Source organism: Prescottella sp. R16, assembly GCF_030656875.1.
Lineage (GTDB): Bacteria > Actinomycetota > Actinomycetes > Mycobacteriales > Mycobacteriaceae > Prescottella.
In genome coordinates, this window is the sequence record NZ_CP130943.1 from 2164939 (window position 1) to 2183042 (window position 18104).

Sequence of the window (18104 nt, forward strand, 5' to 3'; positions counted from 1 at the left end):
ATTCGGGGAAGATCCGGTCGATCAGGGCTCGGACCGGACTGCAGGCGTGCCCGCGTCCCGCTCCTGCTGTGGAACGACAGGTTCCGGAAAGACGAACCTGCGCATCGCCCACCAACGGAAGACCGTGGCGAGGAGGGTTCCGACGACGGTGGCGCTGACGAAGTCGGCGATGTTCTCCGCAGCGGGCGACACGTGCGGGGTCTGCAGGGCGAAGGCGTAGCGGGACACGGCCAGTGGTAGTTGGTTGATCACCAAACCGACGCCGGCGACGACGAAGAACAGGGCGGCCTCGTGCCGACGCTCCCGACCACCACGGGCGGTGAACGCCCATTCGCGGTTGAGGACGTAGGAGAGCACCGTGGCGACGAGGACGGCGGTCACATTCGCTGTGATCGGTTTGCCCTCCAGGATCGTCCACTTCAAGCCGAAGAACAGTGCCGACGTGGTGACGAACGCGAGCGACCCCACCGCAAGGAACTTCACCAACTCGGCGTTGCGCACGAACGCAGAAAGCAACGGTGCGGGAATGCGGGACGCGACGATCCTGCCGAGGAACATTCGGTCAGGCTACCGATCGACAGATGATCCGGTGTGGAAGCACGTCTCGTCGCGGGCACATCGTTTCCGAATGGAAACGTGGCCGTCGGCTCGCTAGGTTCGTGGGGTGTCCGACGGCCTGTATCACCGCTACGAGTTCACGTTCATCGTGCCGTTGCTGACGGCGTCGCGGGAGGCGGTCGTCGCCGACGGTTTCGATGCCCGGCTCCACGATCACGCCGGTATCCAGTTGCTCACCGTGGTGACCGAGGGAATGCGGTGTGCGACAGCGGGAATGAGCCTGGTCGACCAGTTGGTGAGTGAGGGAGTGCGGCCCACCCGCACGCACCCGGATCTGGTGACGCGGCAGGACATCGCGGACCGGGCCGGGGTGACACGGCAGGCCGTCGGCCAGTGGGTGCGCGGGGTGCGGCAGCGCGGCACCCCGTTCCCCACGCCGTTCAACACCGTCTCCGGCGGCATCTGGTTGTGGGGCGATGTGTATGCATGGCTACGTAGTCGCGGCTACGGTCGCGATACCGGTCTGCTGTATCCGACGCTCGACGAGCACGTCCGCATCGACCGGCACATCGTCATGAACCACCGTTGAAAGGGGACGAGCATGACCGACAAGCTCGAGGTGACACGCCACATCGCTGCCGCACCGGAGAAGGTGTACGCGGCGATCTCGGACGTCACCCGCATGGGGGAATGGTCCGAGGAATGCCACACGTGTGAATGGCAGGGCGGCGCCGACGGCCCGTCGGTCGGCGCGGTGTTCGACGGCCACAACCGCAACGGCGACCACGAATGGACGACGCAGGGCACCGTGATCGAGGCCGATCCGGGCCGCAGCTTCGTGTTCGAGTGCTCGATGTACGGCGTCCACTACGCCACCTGGGGCTACCGCCTCGAGGCCGTCGACGACGGCACCCGGATCACCGAGTGGACCGAGGACCTGCGCACCGACGAGGCCCGCGCGTTCGGGGCGCGGGTGTCCGGCGTCGAGGACCGCGTCGCCCGCAACGAGCACACGATGGGCGGTACCCTCGACCGGCTCGCGGCCGCACTCGAGAACTGACCGGTCAGACTCGGGACCGGCCGCTGCCCACGCACGCGGTCACGGCCGCGACGCGGGCCGTCCGCACCGCCGTCCACAGGGGGCGCAGCAATGCCTCCCGGGCGGCGGCACTCGACGCCGACGGGGCTTCGGTCGGTGAATCTTCTTCGGCGACAGCAAGAATCGCAGCCACCTGATCCGCCGAATCCAGGATCCGCAGTGCCCGCGCCGGGAGCGTCTCGGGGTAGCGGTGGTGGGCGCGGTCGTCGATGGCCTCCGCGATCCGGCGTCGTGGATCGGTGCCGGGCCGGCCCGTGTGCACCGACGAGATCTGCAGCAGTGCGTCCGCCGCGTCCCGGATCGCCTCCCGCATCGCGTACTCGGCCTCCCCGAGTCCCGCGTACTCGCCGCCGGTGGCGGGCACCGTCGCGATCGGGAACACCGTCCAGCGCAACACGTCCGGGCCTTCGACCACCGGGACGAGGCCGATACCACCGTCACCGGGCGCCCCGACCAGCACCCCCTCACCGGCGTCGAGCGCGGCCCGCGCGAAACCGGTCGCCGCCGGCAGCCCCCGCACGTCACCGGCGGCGGGCAACACCAACCGCAACTCGGTGCCGGGCGCCTCGGCGGCGTGCCGCAGCAGCCGCAGCAGGATCGGCGCCCCGCCGTCCTGGACCCCCGGCCACACCAGGTCCGCGGCCAGGGCCGTCGCCGCATCCGACGCACCCACCAGATGCATCGGAGCCCACGCGTGGAGGGCGTCGATCACGTCGTCGGGGGCGCTGCCGCCGGCAAGCCAGGAACCGGCCCACAGAGTCAGCGTCGCGCTGGGAGAACTCACGCATTCGAGCATAGGCGGCGTGGCGGGGCCTCCGCCCCGGCCGCACTCGCCTAGCGTGGACGGGCGTGAACGCGCGCAACAGCTACGGCGACATCTTCGCCGGCCACTCCCGCACCCGGAAACCCGCGACACCGCAGGTGGCGGCCGAGAAGGACCTCGTCGTCGAGGACGCGGCCACCGGATTCTGCGGGGCCGTCGTCGGCTTCGAACGCACCTACGACGGCGACTTCGTCCGGCTGGAGGACGCCGGACGCCGCACCCGGCTGTTCGCGATGCGCGAGGCCGCGTTCCTGATCGACGGCCGACCCGTCACCCTCGTCCGCCCGGCCCCGCAGGCGCAGAAGCCGCAGCGGTCGGCGTCCGGTTCCACGAAGGTCGACGGCCTGCGGGCCCGCACCGCGCTGCCCAGCCGGATCTGGGTGGAAGGCGTGCACGACGCCGCCCTCGTCGAACGCGTGTGGGGCCACGACCTGCGGGTGGAGGGCGTCGTCGTCGAACACCTCGAGGGCCTCGACAACCTCGCCGACCGGTTGGTCGAGTTCGAGCCCGGCCCCGGCCGCAAGGTGGGGGTGCTCGTCGACCACCTCGTCACCGGTTCCAAGGAGGAACGCCTCACCCAGGGCCTCGGCCCGTACGTCATGGTCACCGGCCACCCCTACATCGACGTGTGGGAAGCGGTGCGGCCCACCGCCGTCGGCATCGACGCGTGGCCGCGCATTCCCCGCGGCCAGGACTGGAAGACCGGGATCTGCGACGCCCTCGGCTGGGGCACCCCGCAGGACGGCTGGCGCCGCGTCTACAACGCGGTGAACAGCTTCCGGGACCTCGAGGCCCCCCTCATCGGTGCCGTCGAACGACTCGTCGACTTCGTGACCGTCGACTGAGCTGCGGGACGCCCGGCCCGAGCAGCGATTCGTCCGTTCGTGATTGGATGGTGGCGTGGCAGCATTGATGTGGCTGGTGGCGGGGGTGTTGCTGGCGGCCGCGGAGGCGTTGGTGGGGGAGTTCTTCCTGCTGATGCTCGCGGGCGGCGCACTGGTGACCGCCGGTTTCAGCGCGGTGACCGATGTTCCGGTGTGGATCGACGCCGTCGTGTTCGGCGTCGTCTCGCTCGCCCTCGTGCTCGGGGTGCGGCCGGCACTGTTGCGTCGCTTCGACAAACCGCCGCTGACCGCGACCAACGTCGACGCGCTGCCCGGCAAACGGGCCCTCGTCCTCGACGAGGTCGCCGAGCACAGCGGCACGGTCAAGCTCGACGGTGACGTGTGGACCGCCCGTCCACTCGACGTCACCGAGGTGTACCCACCGGGGACGACGGTCACGGTGATGGAGATCGACGGCGCGACGGCCGTCGTATGGAGGGGACCTTAGAAGACATGGCAGCACTGATAGTTCTGGCGGTACTGGTCGTACTCGTCGTGATAGTGGTCGCGAAGTCGGTGGCACTGGTGCCGCAGGCCGAGGCGGCCGTGATCGAGCGGCTCGGCCGCTACGCGCGGACCGTGTCCGGGCAGCTGACGTTCCTGGTGCCGTTCGTGGACCGGATCCGTGCCAAGGTGGACCTGCGCGAGCGGGTGGTGTCGTTCGCGCCGCAGCCCGTCATCACGCAGGACAACCTGACCCTGTCCATCGACACGGTCGTGTACTTCCAGGTCACCAACCCGCAGGCCGCGGTGTACGAGATCAGCAACTACATCGCCGCCGTCGAGCAGCTCACCATCACGACGCTGCGCAACGTCGTCGGCGGGATGACGCTCGAGGAGACGCTCACCTCGCGTGACTCGATCAACGGCCAGCTGCGCGGTGTGCTCGACGAGGCCACCGGACGCTGGGGCCTGCGTGTCGCCCGCGTCGAGCTCAAGAGCATCGATCCGCCGCCGTCGATCCAGGAGTCGATGGAGAAGCAGATGAAGGCGGACCGCGAGAAGCGGGCGATGATCCTCACCGCCGAAGGCCACCGCGAGTCCTCGATCAAGACCGCAGAGGGCGACAAGCAGAGCCAGATCCTCGCCGCCGAGGGCGCCAAGCAGGCCGCGATTCTCGGTGCCGAGGCCGACCGGCAGTCCCGTATCCTGCGTGCGCAGGGTGAGCGGGCCGCCAAGTACCTGCAGGCGCAGGGCGAGGCCAAGTCGATCGAGAAGGTGTTCGCGGCCATCAAGTCCGGCAAACCGACCCCCGAGATGCTCGCCTACCAGTACCTGCAGACGCTGCCCGAGATGGCCAAGGGTGACGCCAACAAGGTGTGGCTGGTGCCCAGCGACTTCGGCGACGCACTCAAGGGATTCGCGAAGACCCTCGGCGCGCCCGGCGACGACGGCGTCTTCCGGTACGAGCCGACACGCACCGACGAGCGGGACCTGCCCCGACCGGAGGACGACTCCGACGAGGTCGCCGACTGGTTCGACATGAAGCCCGACCCGGCGGTCGAGAAGGCCGTCCGCGCCGCCGAGGCCGTCGCCCGCACCCCGGTCGAGAACCCGCTGTCCGGTCCCGCCCTCGGCGAGGGTGGGAGGCACGGACAGCTGCCACCCGGACAGGAATAGTCAGCCGATCAGTGCCTGCCCCACACCGGCGACCGCGACCGCCCACAGCACGCTGGTGAAGGTGCCGATGATGAACTGCTCGGAGGCGTGCGGCTCCCGCAGTTCGGGGTAGCGTGCGAGGCCCTTGACGGCCAGCACCACGGCGATGCCCTCGGGCCAGCCCGCGAGGATCGACACGACGACGGCGGTCCGCTCCAACAGGCCGATCACCCGGCCGCCCCGGAGCGGGCCGCCGTCGTTCGTTCCGGCCCCGGCATCGGGTTGGCGCCGCGCGAACCGGAAGGCAGCCAACACCATGGGGGCACCACCGGTCGCGGCCGCCACCACCGCGGTGACGTACGTCGCCGCGAGTGCGGCGCCGTGGACCGGGGGCGCGGCCAGTGCGGCGAGGGCTGCACCCGCGGTGGCGAGCGCGGTGACGGCGGCCAGGGCGGCTCCGAGCAGTCCGTGGGCGGACAGGCGTCCGGCGATCGCCCCGACCACCGCGGTGAGGGCGACGAGGATCAGTGCGAGCGCGGTCATCGGTCGGCCCTCGCGAGCAGTCGCGCCGCGAGCCTGCGCCCCGCCGGCTCGGTGTGCCAGCCGGCGGCACTGAGACGCTGGGACACCGCCTGGGTACTGATGCCGAGCTCGGCGGCGGCCTCGGCCTGGGTGAGGCCGCTCTCGACGAGGTCCACGGCGGCCTGCCCGGCCGTGGACCGGCGGGCGATCAGCAGTGCGAGCAGGGTGAGCGCGGTGTCGGCGTCCGCGCCGGCAGCAGGATCCGGGGCCTCGACGGCCACCGGCACCGGCGCCTTCTTGGCCCGTTCCACGGCGCGGCGTGCCGCCTCGAAGGCGGGGCCGCGTCCGGCCCGGGTCTGCTGCGGCAGGGGGTGTTCGACGGGGCCGGCCCCGACCCCGATGCTCCAATGGCTGCGGCGCAGCAGGTCGAGGGCGAGGTCGACGGCCAGGTCCGCGTCGTCGGTGACGGCCTGGACCTCGTCGCCGGCGGTGCGTTCGAACGGGCGCAGCAGCGGACGATCGGCCAGGTCGGTGAGCAGAGAACCGACCCGGTCCACATCGCGTCGACTGCCGCGTTGGTCCACGGTGAGTACGAACATGGTGAAAGGTTAGAGCCTTGATTTGCTCATATCAAGGTTTCAGGCTTGATTTTCGGGTGTTTTCTCGGCGGAGGCGACCGGTGTGCGGGCGTCGAACAGCAGTCCGACGACACCGATCGCGATACATACCCCGGACAGCACCAGCAGGCCGGGATTCGCGGTGCCGGCCAACGCGTCGCCGAGCAGGACGACACCGACCGTGCCGGGCAGGATGCCGACCACCGTGGCCAGCGTGTACGGCAGCACCCGGATCGACGACACCCCACAGCAGTAGTTGATCACCGAGAACGGGATGGGGGCGATCAGCCGCAACGATCCGACCGCGAGCCAGCCGCGTCGCGCCAGCCGGGCGTCCACGGCCCGCACCGCCGGATGCGTCAGGTGCGGGACGACGGCGTCACGGCCCATCGCCCGCACGATCACCAACGCCAGGACCGCGGAGATCGTCGTCGCCACGATCGTCACCGTCAGACCCGTCGCCGCGCCGAACAGCACCCCCGCGCTCACCGTGAACAGGGTGCGCGGCACCGGCGCGATCGTCACCACGGTGTGCACCAGGAAGAACACGAGCGGAAACACCGGACCGACCGCGTCCGCCCACGCCCGGATCTGCTCGATCGACGGGTGCGGCAGCAGCGCCGCCACGACGAACAACGCCACGACACCGACGAGCGCGCCGAGCAGTCGGGGGTCCCGCAGGCGTGTGATCACGATGGATCAGGGTACGCGCGGCCGTTACCGGGCCGGAGTGGTCGGCGCGCTCGGCCGCCGGCACGTCACGGTCCCGACCGCGCACACCCGGCCCTCACCGTCGGTGCTCGTCACCCGTACCACCGCGATCGAGCGTCCGGCCCGGACCACCTCCGTGGTGAACACGACGTCCGTGTCGACCGGGGCGGGTCGAAAGTAGTTGATCCGCAGCGATGCGGTGTGCATCGGTGCGTTCGGGGTGGAGACGGCCGCGTTGCCGACCAGATCCATCGCACACGCCTGGACACCGCCGTGCATCACGCCGAGCTTGTTGGCGAGCGCCGGGTTCGACGGCACGACCAGCCGGTCGGTGCCGACGAGACGTCCGCCGATCCGTTCCAGTGGTGACAGTGGGGCGGGCGGAATCCCGGACGCCGCGGCGACGGGACGCACGACGGTCCCGCTGCGGTCGACGCCGCCGTCGACGAAGTTTCCCCACGCGGTCGCGGTGGCGACGAGGACACCGTCGGCGTCACGGATCTCGGTGACGGCCACACCGCCGTCACCGGTGATCGCCACGACCCGGCCCTCGGCGCACAGTTCGGGACCGGTCCATCCGGTCGGTGTGACAAAGTCCACTGACAGGTCGGCGGTCACCAGACCGGCGTGTGTTCCACGCCGGTCCCGCAGTGTCGCGCCGACACTGTCGTCGACGAGGACACCCAGAGCCGCCGTGGCAGACCCCGAAGCGGAGGCGATCCCGTCGATGTCCATGGTCAGCCGGGTGACGTCGCCGAGACGCTGCAACGTGCTCATTCGGAACAACCACTGCGGAGTGATCACGACACCGTCGTCGAGAATGTTCGCCACGCTCATGAGCCGAGGCTAGCGAACGGGGGTGGCCTGACACGGGGCGCCGGACAGGTGCGGTTAGCATCACAGATCAACAGGACGGAAGAGTCCTTTGTAAGTCCTATTGTTCTGTTCGATCGGAAAACCTGTTCGCCCTCCGGGCGGACGTTCATGAGAGTGAGAGGGAGCCGCCTCGTGTCACCAGCTTCACAAGCCGAGGACGCTGCGCACGCCTACTCGGAATGGCAGCAGGCCGTCGCCGGTGTGCTCGCCAAGTCGCGTCGAGTCGACGCCGCCGAGCTGGGCCCGGAGCCGCAGAAACTTCTCGAGACCACGACGTACGACGGTGTCACCGTGTCGCCGCTGTACACCGGCCGTGACGAGCTGCCCGAGGCGCCGCTGCCCGGTGAGTTCCCGTTCGTCCGCGGTGCGAACGGCACCCGCGACGTCAACGCGGGCTGGCTGGTGGCCGCACTGTTCGGTCGCGGCGGAAGCGACGTCGCCGCCGTGAACCGTGCGATCCTCGACGGCCTCGAGAACGGTGTGAGCGCCGTGACCCTGACCGTCGGCGCCGCCGGTGTCCCGGTCGCGTCACTGGATGCCGCACTCGAGGGGGTCCTGCTGGACCTTGCGCCGCTGACCCTCGACGCCGGAGCGGACACCGCCGCGGCCGCACAGCAGCTGTACACGCTCCTCGACGCGCGGGCCGCCGCCGGTGACGGAGTCACCGACCGTGCCGCGATCCGTGTCGGCCTGGGCGCGTCCCCGCTGACCGACGCGTTCTCCGGCGCCACCGGCACCTCGTTCGACGCCGTTGCCGCGCTCGCCGAGACCGCCGCTGCCCGCGCCGAGACCGTCCGCGCGATCACCGTGGACGGCACCGTCTTCCACAACGCCGGCGCCTCCGACGCCGAGGAGCTCGGTGCCGCGGTCGCCGCCGGTGTCGAGTACCTGCGCGCACTGACCGCGGCGGGCCTGCCGATCACGCAGGCGCTCGGCCAGCTCGAGTTCCGCCTCTCCGCCACCGACGACCAGTTCCAGTCCGTCGCCAAGTTCCGGGCCGGCCGCCAGGTGTGGGCGCGGATCGCACAGGTGTGCGGCGCGTCCGAGGCCGGTGCCGCCGTGCAGCACGCCGTCACGTCGGCGGCGATGATGTCGCAGCGCGACCCGTGGGTGAACATGCTCCGCACCACCCTGGCCGCGTTCGGTGCCGGTGTCGGCGGTGCCGACTCGGTGACCGTCCTGCCGTTCGACGTCGCCCTGCCCGCCGGTGCTGCCGGTGTGTCGACGTCGTTCTCCGAGCGCATCGCCCGCAACACGCAGCTGCTGCTGCTCGAGGAATCGCACCTCGGCCGCGTCCTCGATCCGGGTGCCGGTTCGTGGTACGTCGAGCAGCTGACCGAGCAGGTCGCCGCGAAGGCGTGGGAATTCTTCCAGCAGATCGAGGCCGCCGGCGGTTACCGTGCCGCGCTCGACGCCGGTGTCGTCGCCGAGAAGATCGCCGCCACCAAGGCCGCCCGCGACTCCGACATCGCGCACCGCCGCACCGCCGTCACCGGCGTCAACGAGTTCCCGAACCTTGCCGAGGATCCGCTGCCCGCGGGTGTCGCCGAGGCCGGGACCACGGTCGCCGGCACCCCCGTCGCCCGCTACGGTGCGGCGTTCGAGGCACTGCGGGACCGCTCCGACGCCTACGTCGCCGCCCACGGCGTCCGCCCGCGGGTGCTGCTGGCGCCGCTGGGTTCGGTCGCCGAGCACAACGTGCGCACCACGTTCGCGGCCAACCTCCTCGCCTCCGGTGGCATCGAGGCCGTCAACCCGGGTCCGCTGGATCCGGCCGACGGCTCCCTCGCCGCCGCCGTGCAGGACGCCGGCGTGTCGATCGCCGTGCTGTGCGGCACCGACAAGCGCTACGGCGACCAGGGTGGCGCCGCGGTGGCCGCGCTGCGCGACGCGGGCATCGGACAGGTTCTGCTGGCCGGCCCGGAGAAGATTTTCGCGGAGGCTCCCGACGCCCAGCGTCCGGACGCCTTCCTCACCGCTCGCATCGACGCGGTCGCGGCCCTGACCGCGCTGTTCGACGCTATCGAGACTGGGAGCACCAAGTGAGCACCAACGAGGTCACGCACGAGATCGGCAGCTTCGCCGACGTCGCGCTGACGGACCCGCAGTCCCCGACCCCGGCCGCCCCCACCGCGGAGCAGGCTCAGGAGCTCGTCGAGAACCTGGCGTCCGCGAACGGCTACACGCCCGAGCAGGTCGTGTGGTCGACGCCCGAGGGCATCGACGTCAAGCCCGTCTACACCAAGGCGGACCGGGACGCCGCCGCGGCCGACGGCTACCCGCTGGGCAGCTACCCGGGTGCGGCGCCGTACCTGCGTGGCCCGTACCCGACGATGTACGTCAACCAGCCGTGGACCATCCGCCAGTACGCGGGCTTCTCCACCGCCGCCGAGTCCAACGCGTTCTACCGGCGCAACCTCGCGTCCGGTCAGAAGGGCCTGTCGGTCGCGTTCGACCTCGCGACGCACCGCGGCTACGACTCCGATCACCCGCGCGTGCAGGGTGACGTCGGCATGGCCGGTGTCGCGATCGACTCGATCCTCGACATGCGTCAGCTGTTCGACGGCATCGACCTGTCGCAGGTGTCGGTGTCGATGACCATGAACGGCGCGGTGCTGCCGATCCTGGCGCTGTACGTCGTGGCCGCCGAGGAGCAGGGTGTCGCTCCCGAGCAGCTGGCCGGAACCATTCAGAACGACATTCTGAAGGAGTTCATGGTCCGCAACACGTACATCTACCCGCCGAAGCCGTCGATGCGGATCATCTCCGACATCTTCGCGTACACGTCGGCGAAGATGCCGAAGTTCAACTCGATCTCCATCTCCGGCTACCACATCCAGGAAGCCGGTGCGACGGCCGACCTGGAGCTGGCGTACACGCTGGCCGACGGCATCGAGTACATCCGCGCCGGCCTCGACGCGGGCATGGACATCGACAAGTTCGCGCCGCGGCTGTCGTTCTTCTGGGCGATCGGCATGAACTTCTTCATGGAGGTCGCCAAGCTGCGCGCCGGGCGTCTGCTGTGGGCCGAGCTGGTCGAGAAGTTCGCGCCGAAGAACGCCAAGTCGCTGTCGCTGCGCACGCATTCGCAGACGTCGGGCTGGTCGCTCACCGCGCAGGACGTGTTCAACAACGTCGCCCGCACGTGTGTCGAGGCGATGGCCGCGACGCAGGGCCACACCCAGTCGCTGCACACCAACGCCCTCGACGAGGCGATCGCGCTGCCGACCGATTTCTCGGCCCGTATCGCGCGTAACACGCAGCTGCTGATCCAGCAGGAGTCGAACACGGTCCGGCCGATCGACCCGTGGGGCGGCTCGCACTACGTCGAGTGGCTCACCAACGAGCTCGCGAACCGTGCCCGCAAGCACATCGCCGAGGTCGAGGAGGCCGGCGGCATGGCCCAGGCCATCGGTGAGGGCATCCCGAAGCTGCGCATCGAGGAGGCCGCGGCCCGTACGCAGGCCCGTATCGACTCCGGCCGGCAGCCGCTGATCGGTGTCAACAAGTATGTGCCGGACGAGCCGGACAGCATCGAGGTCCTCAAGGTCGACAACACCAAGGTGCGTGCCGAGCAGCTCGCGAAGCTGAAGCAGCTGCGCGCCGAGCGTGACGAGGCCGCCACCCAGGCCGCGCTCGCCGAGCTCACCCGTGCCGCTGCCTCGACCGAGGGTGGCATGGAGAACAACCTGCTGGCCCTCGCGATCGACGCCGCCCGCGCCAAGGCGACCGGTGGCGAGATCTCCGACGCGCTCGAGAAGGTGTACGGGCGTCATCAGGCCGAGATCCGGACCATCAGTGGTGTGTACCGGGACGAGGCCGGAAAGGCGGGCAACATCAGCTCCGCAATCGAACTCGTCGAGAAGTTCGCCGAGGCGGAGGGCCGTCGCCCCCGCATCCTCGTCGCGAAGATGGGTCAGGACGGTCACGACCGCGGCCAGAAGGTGATCTCCACCGGTTTCGCGGACCTCGGCTTCGACGTCGACGTCGGACCGCTGTTCCAGACCCCCGAGGAGGTCGCCCAGCAGGCGGCCGACGCCGACGTCCACATCGTCGGTGTGTCCTCCCTCGCCGCCGGTCACCTCACCCTGGTGCCGGCGCTGCGGGAGGCTCTCGCGGAGGTCGGACGCCCCGACATCATGGTCGTCGTCGGTGGTGTCATCCCGCCGGGTGACTTCGACGAGCTGTACGAGGCCGGTGCGGCCGCCATCTTCCCGCCCGGCACGGTCCTCGCCGACGCGGCGGTCGGCCTGCTGAACAAGCTGTCGGAACAGTTGGGACACGAGACGATTGCTGCAGACTAGTCGTCCGCCGCTGGACCTGGACGCGCTCGGTGACGCGGTCCTGGCGGGTTCGCGAGCACAGATCTCCAAGGCGATCACGCTCGTCGAGTCCACCCGGACCGATCACCGGGAACAGGCGCAGCAGCTGCTGCTGCGCCTGCTCCCGCACGCCGGCAAGGCGATCCGGGTAGGGATCACCGGTGTCCCCGGGGTGGGTAAGTCCACGACCATCGAGGCTCTCGGGATGCACCTGCTCTCGCTGGGGCACAAGGTCGCGGTGCTCGCGGTCGATCCGTCCTCGACCCGCACCGGCGGGTCGATCCTCGGTGACAAGACCCGGATGCAGAACCTGTCGGTGGAGCCGAACGCGTTCATCCGACCGTCTCCGACGTCGGGCACGCTCGGCGGGGTCGCGAAGGCGACCCGGGAGACGATGGTGCTGCTCGAGGCCGCCGGCTACGACGTGATCCTCGTCGAAACCGTCGGGGTGGGGCAGTCGGAGGTGACGGTCGCCAACATGGTCGACACGTTCACGTTCCTCACCCTCGCCCGCACCGGCGACCAGTTGCAGGGCATCAAGAAGGGTGTCCTCGAGCTCGCCGACATCGTCAGCGTCAACAAGGCCGACGGCAAGCATCAGGCGGAGGCGCGGGTCGCGGCCCGGGAACTGTCCGGGGCGCTGCACCTGATCTATCCGCACGACGCCCTGTGGCGGCCGCCGGTGCTGACGATGAGCGCGCTCGAGAACGACGGCATCGACAAGTTCTGGGACGAGGTGCTGCGGCACCGGCAGGTCCTCGGTGACGCCGGGGAACTCGAACGCAAGCGGCACCAGCAGCAGGTGGACTGGACGTGGTCGATGGTCCACGACCAACTGCTGCGCCGTCTCGAATCCAACGAGCAGGTCAAGGCGATCCGTGGCCGGGTCGAGCAGCGGGTGCGGGAGGGGTCGCTCACCGCGGCTCTCGCCGCCCGCAGCATCCTCGACGCGTTCGACGGCACGGACTAGATTCGACGTCTCGGGCCCCGCACCTGCACAGGTGCGGGGCCCGAGACGTATGCCGGACAGGGCCGCTAGGCGCAGGCCTGTTCCGTGACCGGCGTGTTCGGGATCGATTCAGGGCGCGACCAGCGGGCTGCGCGGATGCCGGCGAGTTCGTCGACGTCATCGGTGGCGGCGACGGACGGGAGCAGCAACTGCCACATGGCGTCGACGCGATGCTCGAGGTCCTGCCGGCAGGTCAGGACCTGGGACACCAGCTGGGCGCCGGTGAACGCTTCGGCGAGGAACCGGGCGAAGGTGCCGGCGTCGATGGTCGCGGCGATCTGCCCGCGCGCGATCCCGGCCTCGACGATCGCCCGGGCGGCCTCGATCCAATCGCGGTACGGCTGGTCCCGGCCGCCGACGGAACCGAATTCGAGGACGAGCCGGATACCGGCCCGCACGATCGGATCCTCGATGAGCTGCCGCGCCGTCTCGTGCGTGAGCATCACGAGCTGGCGCAGCGCGTCCGTCCCGGTGTCCGCGATCGCAGCGACCGTGTCGAGCGATATGCGGTGCTGTTCGGCGATGACGACGCTCGCGAGGTCGTCCTTGGATTGGAAGTGGAAGTAGAGGGCGCCCTTGGTGGTGCCCGCGCCGGCGACGATGTCGCCGAGGCTCGCGCCCTCGAATCCGCAGCGCTCGAACATGCGCGCCGCACCGGTGATGATCTGCTGCCGTGTTGCCACGGCTCGTGCTTGCTTTACCACGTGAAATGCCTTTCCCCGACTTTCGACGATCCGGTGTGCCACCCACCGGGCTCGGCGGGGCGCACGCGCGGATCGTCGAAACCGTACCAGTTACGAACCTAACGTTCGGTTGACCTGGTGAACGTCGAGGAGACGGGCGAGTGCCGCCACGTGCCGGACGACGTCGTCGACGAAGGCGTCGGGGTCGGCGTCGACGACGATCCGAGCGTTCGGCGGGCGGCCCCACAGGCCTGCGTGATCGGCGACGGTCTGGCCACGGGTGATCCGTCCGGCGGTCTCGACGTCCACCGCCGTGGGCCGCATCCGGGCGATCCCGGGGTCGAGGGCGACGGCTGCAGCGAACGGGTCGTGCAGGTGCGCGAAGTACTCGTACCCGTGGTCGCGGTGGAACTCGAAGTAGAACCGCAGGGCATCCGAGACGAGTCGCACGACCGGATTGTCCGTGCTCGCCGGACCGCCGGCGAGCACGGACAACCGGTGCAGATGCTCGGGGCGCAGGATCATCCGTTCGGTGATGTCGAGTCCGCACACGATCGGTGACCGCTGCGGTGGGACGACGGAGAACGCGTCGAACACCTCGGCCGCAGCCTCGGGGTCCACCGAGATGTTCCACTCCGCGACCGGGGTCGTGTTGCCGGGGTGCGCGAACGCGCCGCCCATGATCACCAGCTGCCGCAGCCGGTGCGGCAGTTCGGGATCCGAGCGGATCGCCAGCGCCAGATTCGTCAGCGGCCCGGTGACCAGGCCGGTCAGCTCGCCGGGGCGGGCTCGCGTCAGTTCGATCCAGGTCTGCGCTGCGGACCGCGCCGACGGCCGCCGCAGGGTGCGGGGGAGCCGCGCATATCCCAGCCCCCGCGGGCCGTGGGTGTCCTCGGTGGTGCGCAGCGGCGCCGACAGCGGGCCGGGTGCGCCGGCCGCCACCTCGATGTCGGTGCGTCCGCACAGTTCGAGCAGGGCCAGATTGTTCTCGACGACCTGCTCGGTGGGGACGTTGCCGGCCGTGGAGAGCACCGCCACGACGTCCGCATCGTCGTGGGAGAGCAGGTACAGCAGCGCGATCGCGTCGTCGATACCGGTGTCGACGTCGACGATCAAGGGGGTCGGACCGGTCACGCTGTCGAGGTTAGAGCCACCACCGGCGGATGTCGCGGAGGCATACTGGCAGTGGATCCGTGTCGAACGCGATGTCGAGACGAGGAGAGCGACCGTTATGTGTCGACTGTTCGGACTGTCCGCGGCCCCGCACCGCGTCCGTGCCACCTTCTGGCTCCTCGACGCCGAGGACAGCCTCGCCGAACAGAGCCGCCGGATGCCCGACGGCACCGGCCTGGGCACGTTCGACGTCGACGGCACGCCGCGGGTCGAGACGCAGCCGCTCGCCGCGTACGAGGACCGGCAGTTCGCGTGCGAGGCTCGGGAGCGTCGGTCGCGGACGTTCGTCGCGCACGTGCGGTACGCCACCACGGGCGCAGCGGTCCCGGCCAACACGCACCCGTTCGCGCAGAAGGGCCGGCTGTTCGCCCACAACGGGATGATCGAGGACCTGCCGGTGCTCGAAACCGAGCTCGGCCCCTACCAGGACCTGGTCGGCGGGGACACCGACTCGGAACGGTTCTTCGCGCTCGTCACCCGCCGTATCGACGAGCACGACGGGGACGTCGCGGCCGGAATCACGTCGGCCGTCGGCTGGCTCGCCGACAACGTGCGCCTGCTGGCCCTGAACTTCGTGCTGGTCGACGCCGACGAACTGTGGGCGTTCCGGTACCCGGACGTCCACGACCTGCTGGTGTTGCAGCGCCGTCCGGGTGGCCGCAGCGGCCGCCGGCACTTCGACCATGCGAGCGCAGCCGGCACCGTCCGCGCCCGTTCCGGGGAACTGTCGACGCTGCCCGCGGTCGTCGTGGCGACCGAGCAGATGGACGAGGACCCGGGCTGGGAGTCGTTGGGTTCCGGTGAACTCCTCCACGTCGGACCCGGACAGGACGTGACACGGACGACGATCCTGGACCGGCCACCGGCGCATCCCCTGACACTCGACGACCTCACCGGTCGGGCGGCCGCGGCACAGGCGCCGAGCCACCGCTGATCGCCGCGGTCGGGCCCGGACGGCGAGCAACCGCGGCAGCATGTCGGAGGTTCGTCGTACAGTCCTCCCATGGCAGAAAACGAGACCTTCGTCACTACCGGTGAGCGCGCCGATCTACTCGGACTGCTCGCGGATCAGCGCCACAACCTGCTGATCACGGTCCGCGGCATCGACGACGAGCAGGCGCGAGCCCGCACCACCGTCAGCGAGTTGACGCTCGGGGGACTGATCAAACACGTCACTCGAACCGAGCGGAACTGGCTCGAGTCGATCCGGGAACCCGACGAGAACGCCGAGTTCGACATGGCGGACGCGGCGGCCAGTCATGCCATGACCGGCGACGAGACGATCGCCGGACTGATCGACGACTACCGGAAGGTGGCCGCCGAGACCGAGCGCACGATCGCCGCACTGGACGACCTGGACACGCTGATTCCACTACCGACGGCACCGTGGGCGCCGGAACGTCAGTGGTGGACGGCGCGGCGGGTGCTGCTGCACGTGCTGCGGGAGACCGCCCAGCATTCCGGTCACGCCGACATCATCCGCGAATCGCTCGACGGCGCGAACACGACCCGGCAGATGGGTGAGGACGCCGGCATGGAGTTCTGAGCGTCCGGCGCTCACTCCTGCCGCACCGCGATCTCGAATCCGGCGGCGCGGAGTCGGTCGACGAGCACGTCGCCGATTCCGGTGGCCGGGGTGAGAACACCACCCGGGGTGTCTGGGAGGTCGTCGTGTTGCAGGGCGAGGGACAGTGCGGACTCGCCGAGCATCACGGCGGTCGCCGCGTAGCCGGGGTCGCCCTGCGCCGCGACCCGGGACGTGTAGCGGTTGCCCGTCGACGTGGTGGCGTACACGTCGATCGTGAAATGCCCACTGCTGCGGGTCTTCTCGCTCGGACCCTCGCCGGGCTTCGGCAGGACCCGGTCCAGCAGCCAGCGGCTCGGTGGGAACGCGAGTCCCGCGACGGCCGCCCCCATGCCGGCGGCGAGACCACCCGCGACCACCGCCGACAGCGGCGACGAACCCACGTTCATCACCTCCCGGTAGCGGAACCGGGACCCGTACGCGTGACCGGTGAGGGCGTTGCTGCGCCGCACCACCCGCGTGTTGTACGGCCCCATGAAGAACGGCGCCTTCCACCCGGACAGCCCGGGTGCGATGTCGGTGCCGCGAACCACGGCCAGGTCGTTCTGTGAACCGACGTCCGGTTCCGTGGCCCGGTCCGGGCTCAGCGAATACGGCGACAGCGCCACCTTCCGCAGGGCGGCATCGCTCTTGACGGCGTCGATCTGCATCCGCAGCGAGTCGACGGTGCCGCCGCTGACTCCGCCGCGCATCGATGTCACCACCAGGGTGGTGTCGGTGAGCTCACCGGCACGGTCGGCGGACACCTGCCGGTGCAGGGTGTGGACGCCGAGATCGGACGGGACGGAGTCGAACCCGCACGAGTGCACGATCCGTGCCCCCGTCGACGCGGCGACGTCGTGGTAGCGGTCGATGCTCTCGCGCACGAACAACACCTCACCGGTGAGGTCGACGTAGTCGGTGCCGGCCTCGGCGCAGGCCCGCACCAGCGGCAGCCCGTACCGGGCGTACGGGCCGACGGTCGACGCGACGACGTGCGTGGCCGCAGCCAGTTCGTCGAGCGAGGCGTCGTCGGTGGCGTCGGCACGCAGCAACGGCCAGCCGACGGCTGCCGGGCCGAGGTCGGCGCGGATCCTCTCGAGTTTCTCGACGGACCGTCCGGCGAGCCCGATGCGGGTGCCGTCGGGGGCGTGCCGGGCGAGGTACTCGGCCACGAGACGGCCGACGAATCCGGTGGCGCCGTAGACGACGACGTCGAGATCGCGTGCGCGTGAGGTCATGAAGCCGACCCTACTGGTCGGTAGGGGCCGATGCGAGTGTCGTCACACCCGCATGCGGTCGCGGCGACGCAACCGCACGTAGCCGATCCACGACGCGAGCACGGCCGCCGCGACGAGGGCCTGCACGAGCGTCGCCGCACTCGCCGGGTACACGACACCGGTCAGATAGTGGGCGATGAACCCGTCCGGGGGCAGCGGCGGCTCACCGCCGCGGGCGCGCGCCCAATCCTCCAGATAGGTGAGCGGACAGTCGAATCCGATCGCGACGATGCCCGCCGCCCACGCCGCGGCGGCGAGATGCAGCCAGATCGTCCGCTGCCACCGCCACGCCAGGAAGCCGCCGACCACGACATAGCCGATGAACAGCAGATGCACGAGGACGGTGACGTCCACCAGCAGCCGGTACGGCATCGGGCACCTCCC

20 protein-coding genes are annotated in these 18104 nt (G+C 70.2%); 10 read left to right on the forward strand and 10 right to left on the reverse strand.

Annotated features, from left to right (window positions below):
• Positions 1-21: 21 nt before the first annotated feature.
• Positions 22-558, reverse strand: coding sequence for a GtrA family protein (locus tag Q5696_RS10200; protein WP_305095006.1), 537 nt, complete (start codon positions 556-558; stop codon positions 22-24).
• A 106-nt stretch (positions 559-664) separates the two neighbouring features.
• Here Q5696_RS10200 and Q5696_RS10205 point away from each other — a divergent pair, with 106 nt between their 5' ends.
• Both Q5696_RS10205 and Q5696_RS10210 read left to right on the forward strand, forming a co-directional pair.
• Positions 665-1147, forward strand: a complete 483-nt coding sequence (locus Q5696_RS10205; RefSeq protein ID WP_305095007.1) for a helix-turn-helix domain-containing protein — start codon at positions 665-667, stop codon at positions 1145-1147.
• Positions 1148-1159: 12 nt separating this feature from the next.
• Entirely contained in the window at positions 1160-1618 is a 459-nt protein-coding gene (locus tag Q5696_RS10210) for an SRPBCC family protein (RefSeq protein WP_305095008.1), read from the forward strand.
• A gap of 4 nt (positions 1619-1622) precedes the next feature.
• Here Q5696_RS10210 and Q5696_RS10215 read toward each other — a convergent pair whose 3' ends face one another.
• On the reverse strand, positions 1623-2441 hold the full coding sequence (locus Q5696_RS10215; protein WP_305095009.1) for an Rv1486c family protein: 819 nt from the start codon (positions 2439-2441) through the stop codon (positions 1623-1625).
• Between the two features lie 65 nt (positions 2442-2506).
• Between Q5696_RS10215 and Q5696_RS10220 the strand changes: the two genes are divergently transcribed.
• From Q5696_RS10220 to Q5696_RS10230, 3 genes are read left to right on the forward strand one after another with little or no spacing between them, the layout of a single operon-like run.
• Positions 2507-3325: a DUF3097 domain-containing protein gene (locus Q5696_RS10220; protein ID WP_305095010.1), complete on the forward strand. Its 819-nt coding sequence runs from the start codon at positions 2507-2509 to the stop codon at positions 3323-3325.
• 55 nt (positions 3326-3380) lie between these two features.
• Positions 3381-3812 carry an NfeD family protein gene (locus Q5696_RS10225; RefSeq protein WP_305095011.1) on the forward strand — a complete coding sequence of 144 codons (432 nt, stop codon included), beginning with the start codon at positions 3381-3383 and terminating at the stop codon, positions 3810-3812.
• Between the two features lie 5 nt (positions 3813-3817).
• Positions 3818-4984 (forward strand): SPFH domain-containing protein, encoded by a 1167-nt coding sequence (locus tag Q5696_RS10230; protein WP_305095012.1) that lies wholly within the window; start codon positions 3818-3820, stop codon positions 4982-4984.
• On the opposite strand, the gene Q5696_RS10235 is transcribed toward Q5696_RS10230, so the two are convergent.
• Genes Q5696_RS10235 through Q5696_RS10250 form a run of 4 tightly spaced genes read right to left on the reverse strand, consistent with a single transcriptional unit; the run spans position 4985 to position 7650 of the window.
• Positions 4985-5506 (reverse strand): hypothetical protein, encoded by a 522-nt coding sequence (locus Q5696_RS10235; protein ID WP_305095013.1) that lies wholly within the window; start codon positions 5504-5506, stop codon positions 4985-4987.
• Complete coding sequence (locus tag Q5696_RS10240) at positions 5503-6084, reverse strand: hypothetical protein (protein ID WP_305095014.1); 582 nt, start codon at positions 6082-6084, stop codon at positions 5503-5505. The genes Q5696_RS10235 and Q5696_RS10240 overlap by 4 nt, the downstream gene beginning before the upstream one ends.
• Positions 6085-6123: 39 nt before the next feature.
• Complete coding sequence (locus Q5696_RS10245; RefSeq protein ID WP_305095015.1) at positions 6124-6795, reverse strand: TVP38/TMEM64 family protein; 672 nt, start codon at positions 6793-6795, stop codon at positions 6124-6126.
• A 24-nt stretch (positions 6796-6819) separates the two neighbouring features.
• Positions 6820-7650, reverse strand: coding sequence for a PaaI family thioesterase (locus Q5696_RS10250; protein ID WP_305095016.1), 831 nt, complete (start codon positions 7648-7650; stop codon positions 6820-6822).
• Positions 7651-7821: 171 nt separating this feature from the next.
• On the opposite strand from Q5696_RS10250, the gene mutA reads away from it, so the two are divergent.
• Genes mutA through meaB form a run of 3 tightly spaced genes read left to right on the forward strand, consistent with a single transcriptional unit; the run spans position 7822 to position 12981 of the window.
• Positions 7822-9735 carry a methylmalonyl-CoA mutase small subunit gene (gene mutA / locus Q5696_RS10255; protein ID WP_305095017.1) on the forward strand — a complete coding sequence of 638 codons (1914 nt, stop codon included), beginning with the start codon at positions 7822-7824 and terminating at the stop codon, positions 9733-9735.
• Positions 9732-11993: a methylmalonyl-CoA mutase gene (scpA, locus tag Q5696_RS10260; protein WP_305095018.1), complete on the forward strand. Its 2262-nt coding sequence runs from the start codon at positions 9732-9734 to the stop codon at positions 11991-11993. Before mutA ends, scpA begins: the two co-directional genes overlap by 4 nt.
• Positions 11980-12981 carry a methylmalonyl Co-A mutase-associated GTPase MeaB gene (meaB, locus tag Q5696_RS10265; protein ID WP_305095019.1) on the forward strand — a complete coding sequence of 334 codons (1002 nt, stop codon included), beginning with the start codon at positions 11980-11982 and terminating at the stop codon, positions 12979-12981. Before scpA ends, meaB begins: the two co-directional genes overlap by 14 nt.
• A 65-nt stretch (positions 12982-13046) precedes the next feature.
• Here the strand turns inward: meaB and Q5696_RS10270 are convergent, their stop codons facing one another.
• Together Q5696_RS10270 and Q5696_RS10275 are read right to left on the reverse strand one after the other, a co-directional pair.
• Complete coding sequence (locus tag Q5696_RS10270; protein WP_370654893.1) at positions 13047-13724, reverse strand: ScbR family autoregulator-binding transcription factor; 678 nt, start codon at positions 13722-13724, stop codon at positions 13047-13049.
• A 90-nt stretch (positions 13725-13814) separates the two neighbouring features.
• A complete protein-coding gene (locus tag Q5696_RS10275; RefSeq protein ID WP_305095021.1) occupies positions 13815-14837 on the reverse strand; it encodes a nucleoside hydrolase in 1023 nt (340 codons plus the stop codon).
• 97 nt (positions 14838-14934) lie between these two features.
• Here Q5696_RS10275 and Q5696_RS10280 point away from each other — a divergent pair, with 97 nt between their 5' ends.
• Together Q5696_RS10280 and Q5696_RS10285 are read left to right on the forward strand one after the other, a co-directional pair.
• Positions 14935-15810, forward strand: coding sequence for a class II glutamine amidotransferase (locus Q5696_RS10280; protein WP_305095022.1), 876 nt, complete (start codon positions 14935-14937; stop codon positions 15808-15810).
• Between the two features lie 69 nt (positions 15811-15879).
• On the forward strand, positions 15880-16422 hold the full coding sequence (locus Q5696_RS10285; protein WP_305095023.1) for a DinB family protein: 543 nt from the start codon (positions 15880-15882) through the stop codon (positions 16420-16422).
• Between the two features lie 11 nt (positions 16423-16433).
• Here the strand turns inward: Q5696_RS10285 and Q5696_RS10290 are convergent, their stop codons facing one another.
• Positions 16434-17681: a saccharopine dehydrogenase family protein gene (locus tag Q5696_RS10290; protein ID WP_305095024.1), complete on the reverse strand. Its 1248-nt coding sequence runs from the start codon at positions 17679-17681 to the stop codon at positions 16434-16436.
• Positions 17682-17723: 42 nt separating this feature from the next.
• Entirely contained in the window at positions 17724-18092 is a 369-nt protein-coding gene (locus tag Q5696_RS10295; RefSeq protein ID WP_305095025.1) for a DUF2784 domain-containing protein, read from the reverse strand.
• Positions 18093-18104: the final 12 nt, after the last annotated feature.

Bases quoted from the DNA above. Each gene is read 5' to 3' on its own strand.
- Q5696_RS10200 (WP_305095006.1), bottom strand. From the start codon at position 558: ATGTTCCTCGGCAGGATCGTCGCGTCCCGCATTCCCGCACCGTTGCTT.
- Q5696_RS10210 (WP_305095008.1), top strand. From the start codon at position 1,160: ATGACCGACAAGCTCGAGGTGACACGCCACATCGCTGCCGCACCGGAG.
- Q5696_RS10230 (WP_305095012.1), top strand. From the start codon at position 3,818: ATGGCAGCACTGATAGTTCTGGCGGTACTGGTCGTACTCGTCGTGATA.
- Q5696_RS10235 (WP_305095013.1), bottom strand. From the start codon at position 5,506: ATGACCGCGCTCGCACTGATCCTCGTCGCCCTCACCGCGGTGGTCGGG.
- Q5696_RS10240 (WP_305095014.1), bottom strand. From the start codon at position 6,084: ATGTTCGTACTCACCGTGGACCAACGCGGCAGTCGACGCGATGTGGAC.
- Q5696_RS10250 (WP_305095016.1), bottom strand. From the start codon at position 7,650: ATGAGCGTGGCGAACATTCTCGACGACGGTGTCGTGATCACTCCGCAG.
- Q5696_RS10280 (WP_305095022.1), top strand. From the start codon at position 14,935: ATGTGTCGACTGTTCGGACTGTCCGCGGCCCCGCACCGCGTCCGTGCC.
- Q5696_RS10285 (WP_305095023.1), top strand. From the start codon at position 15,880: ATGGCAGAAAACGAGACCTTCGTCACTACCGGTGAGCGCGCCGATCTA.
- Q5696_RS10290 (WP_305095024.1), bottom strand. From the start codon at position 17,681: ATGACCTCACGCGCACGCGATCTCGACGTCGTCGTCTACGGCGCCACC.
- Q5696_RS10295 (WP_305095025.1), bottom strand. From the start codon at position 18,092: ATGCCGTACCGGCTGCTGGTGGACGTCACCGTCCTCGTGCATCTGCTG.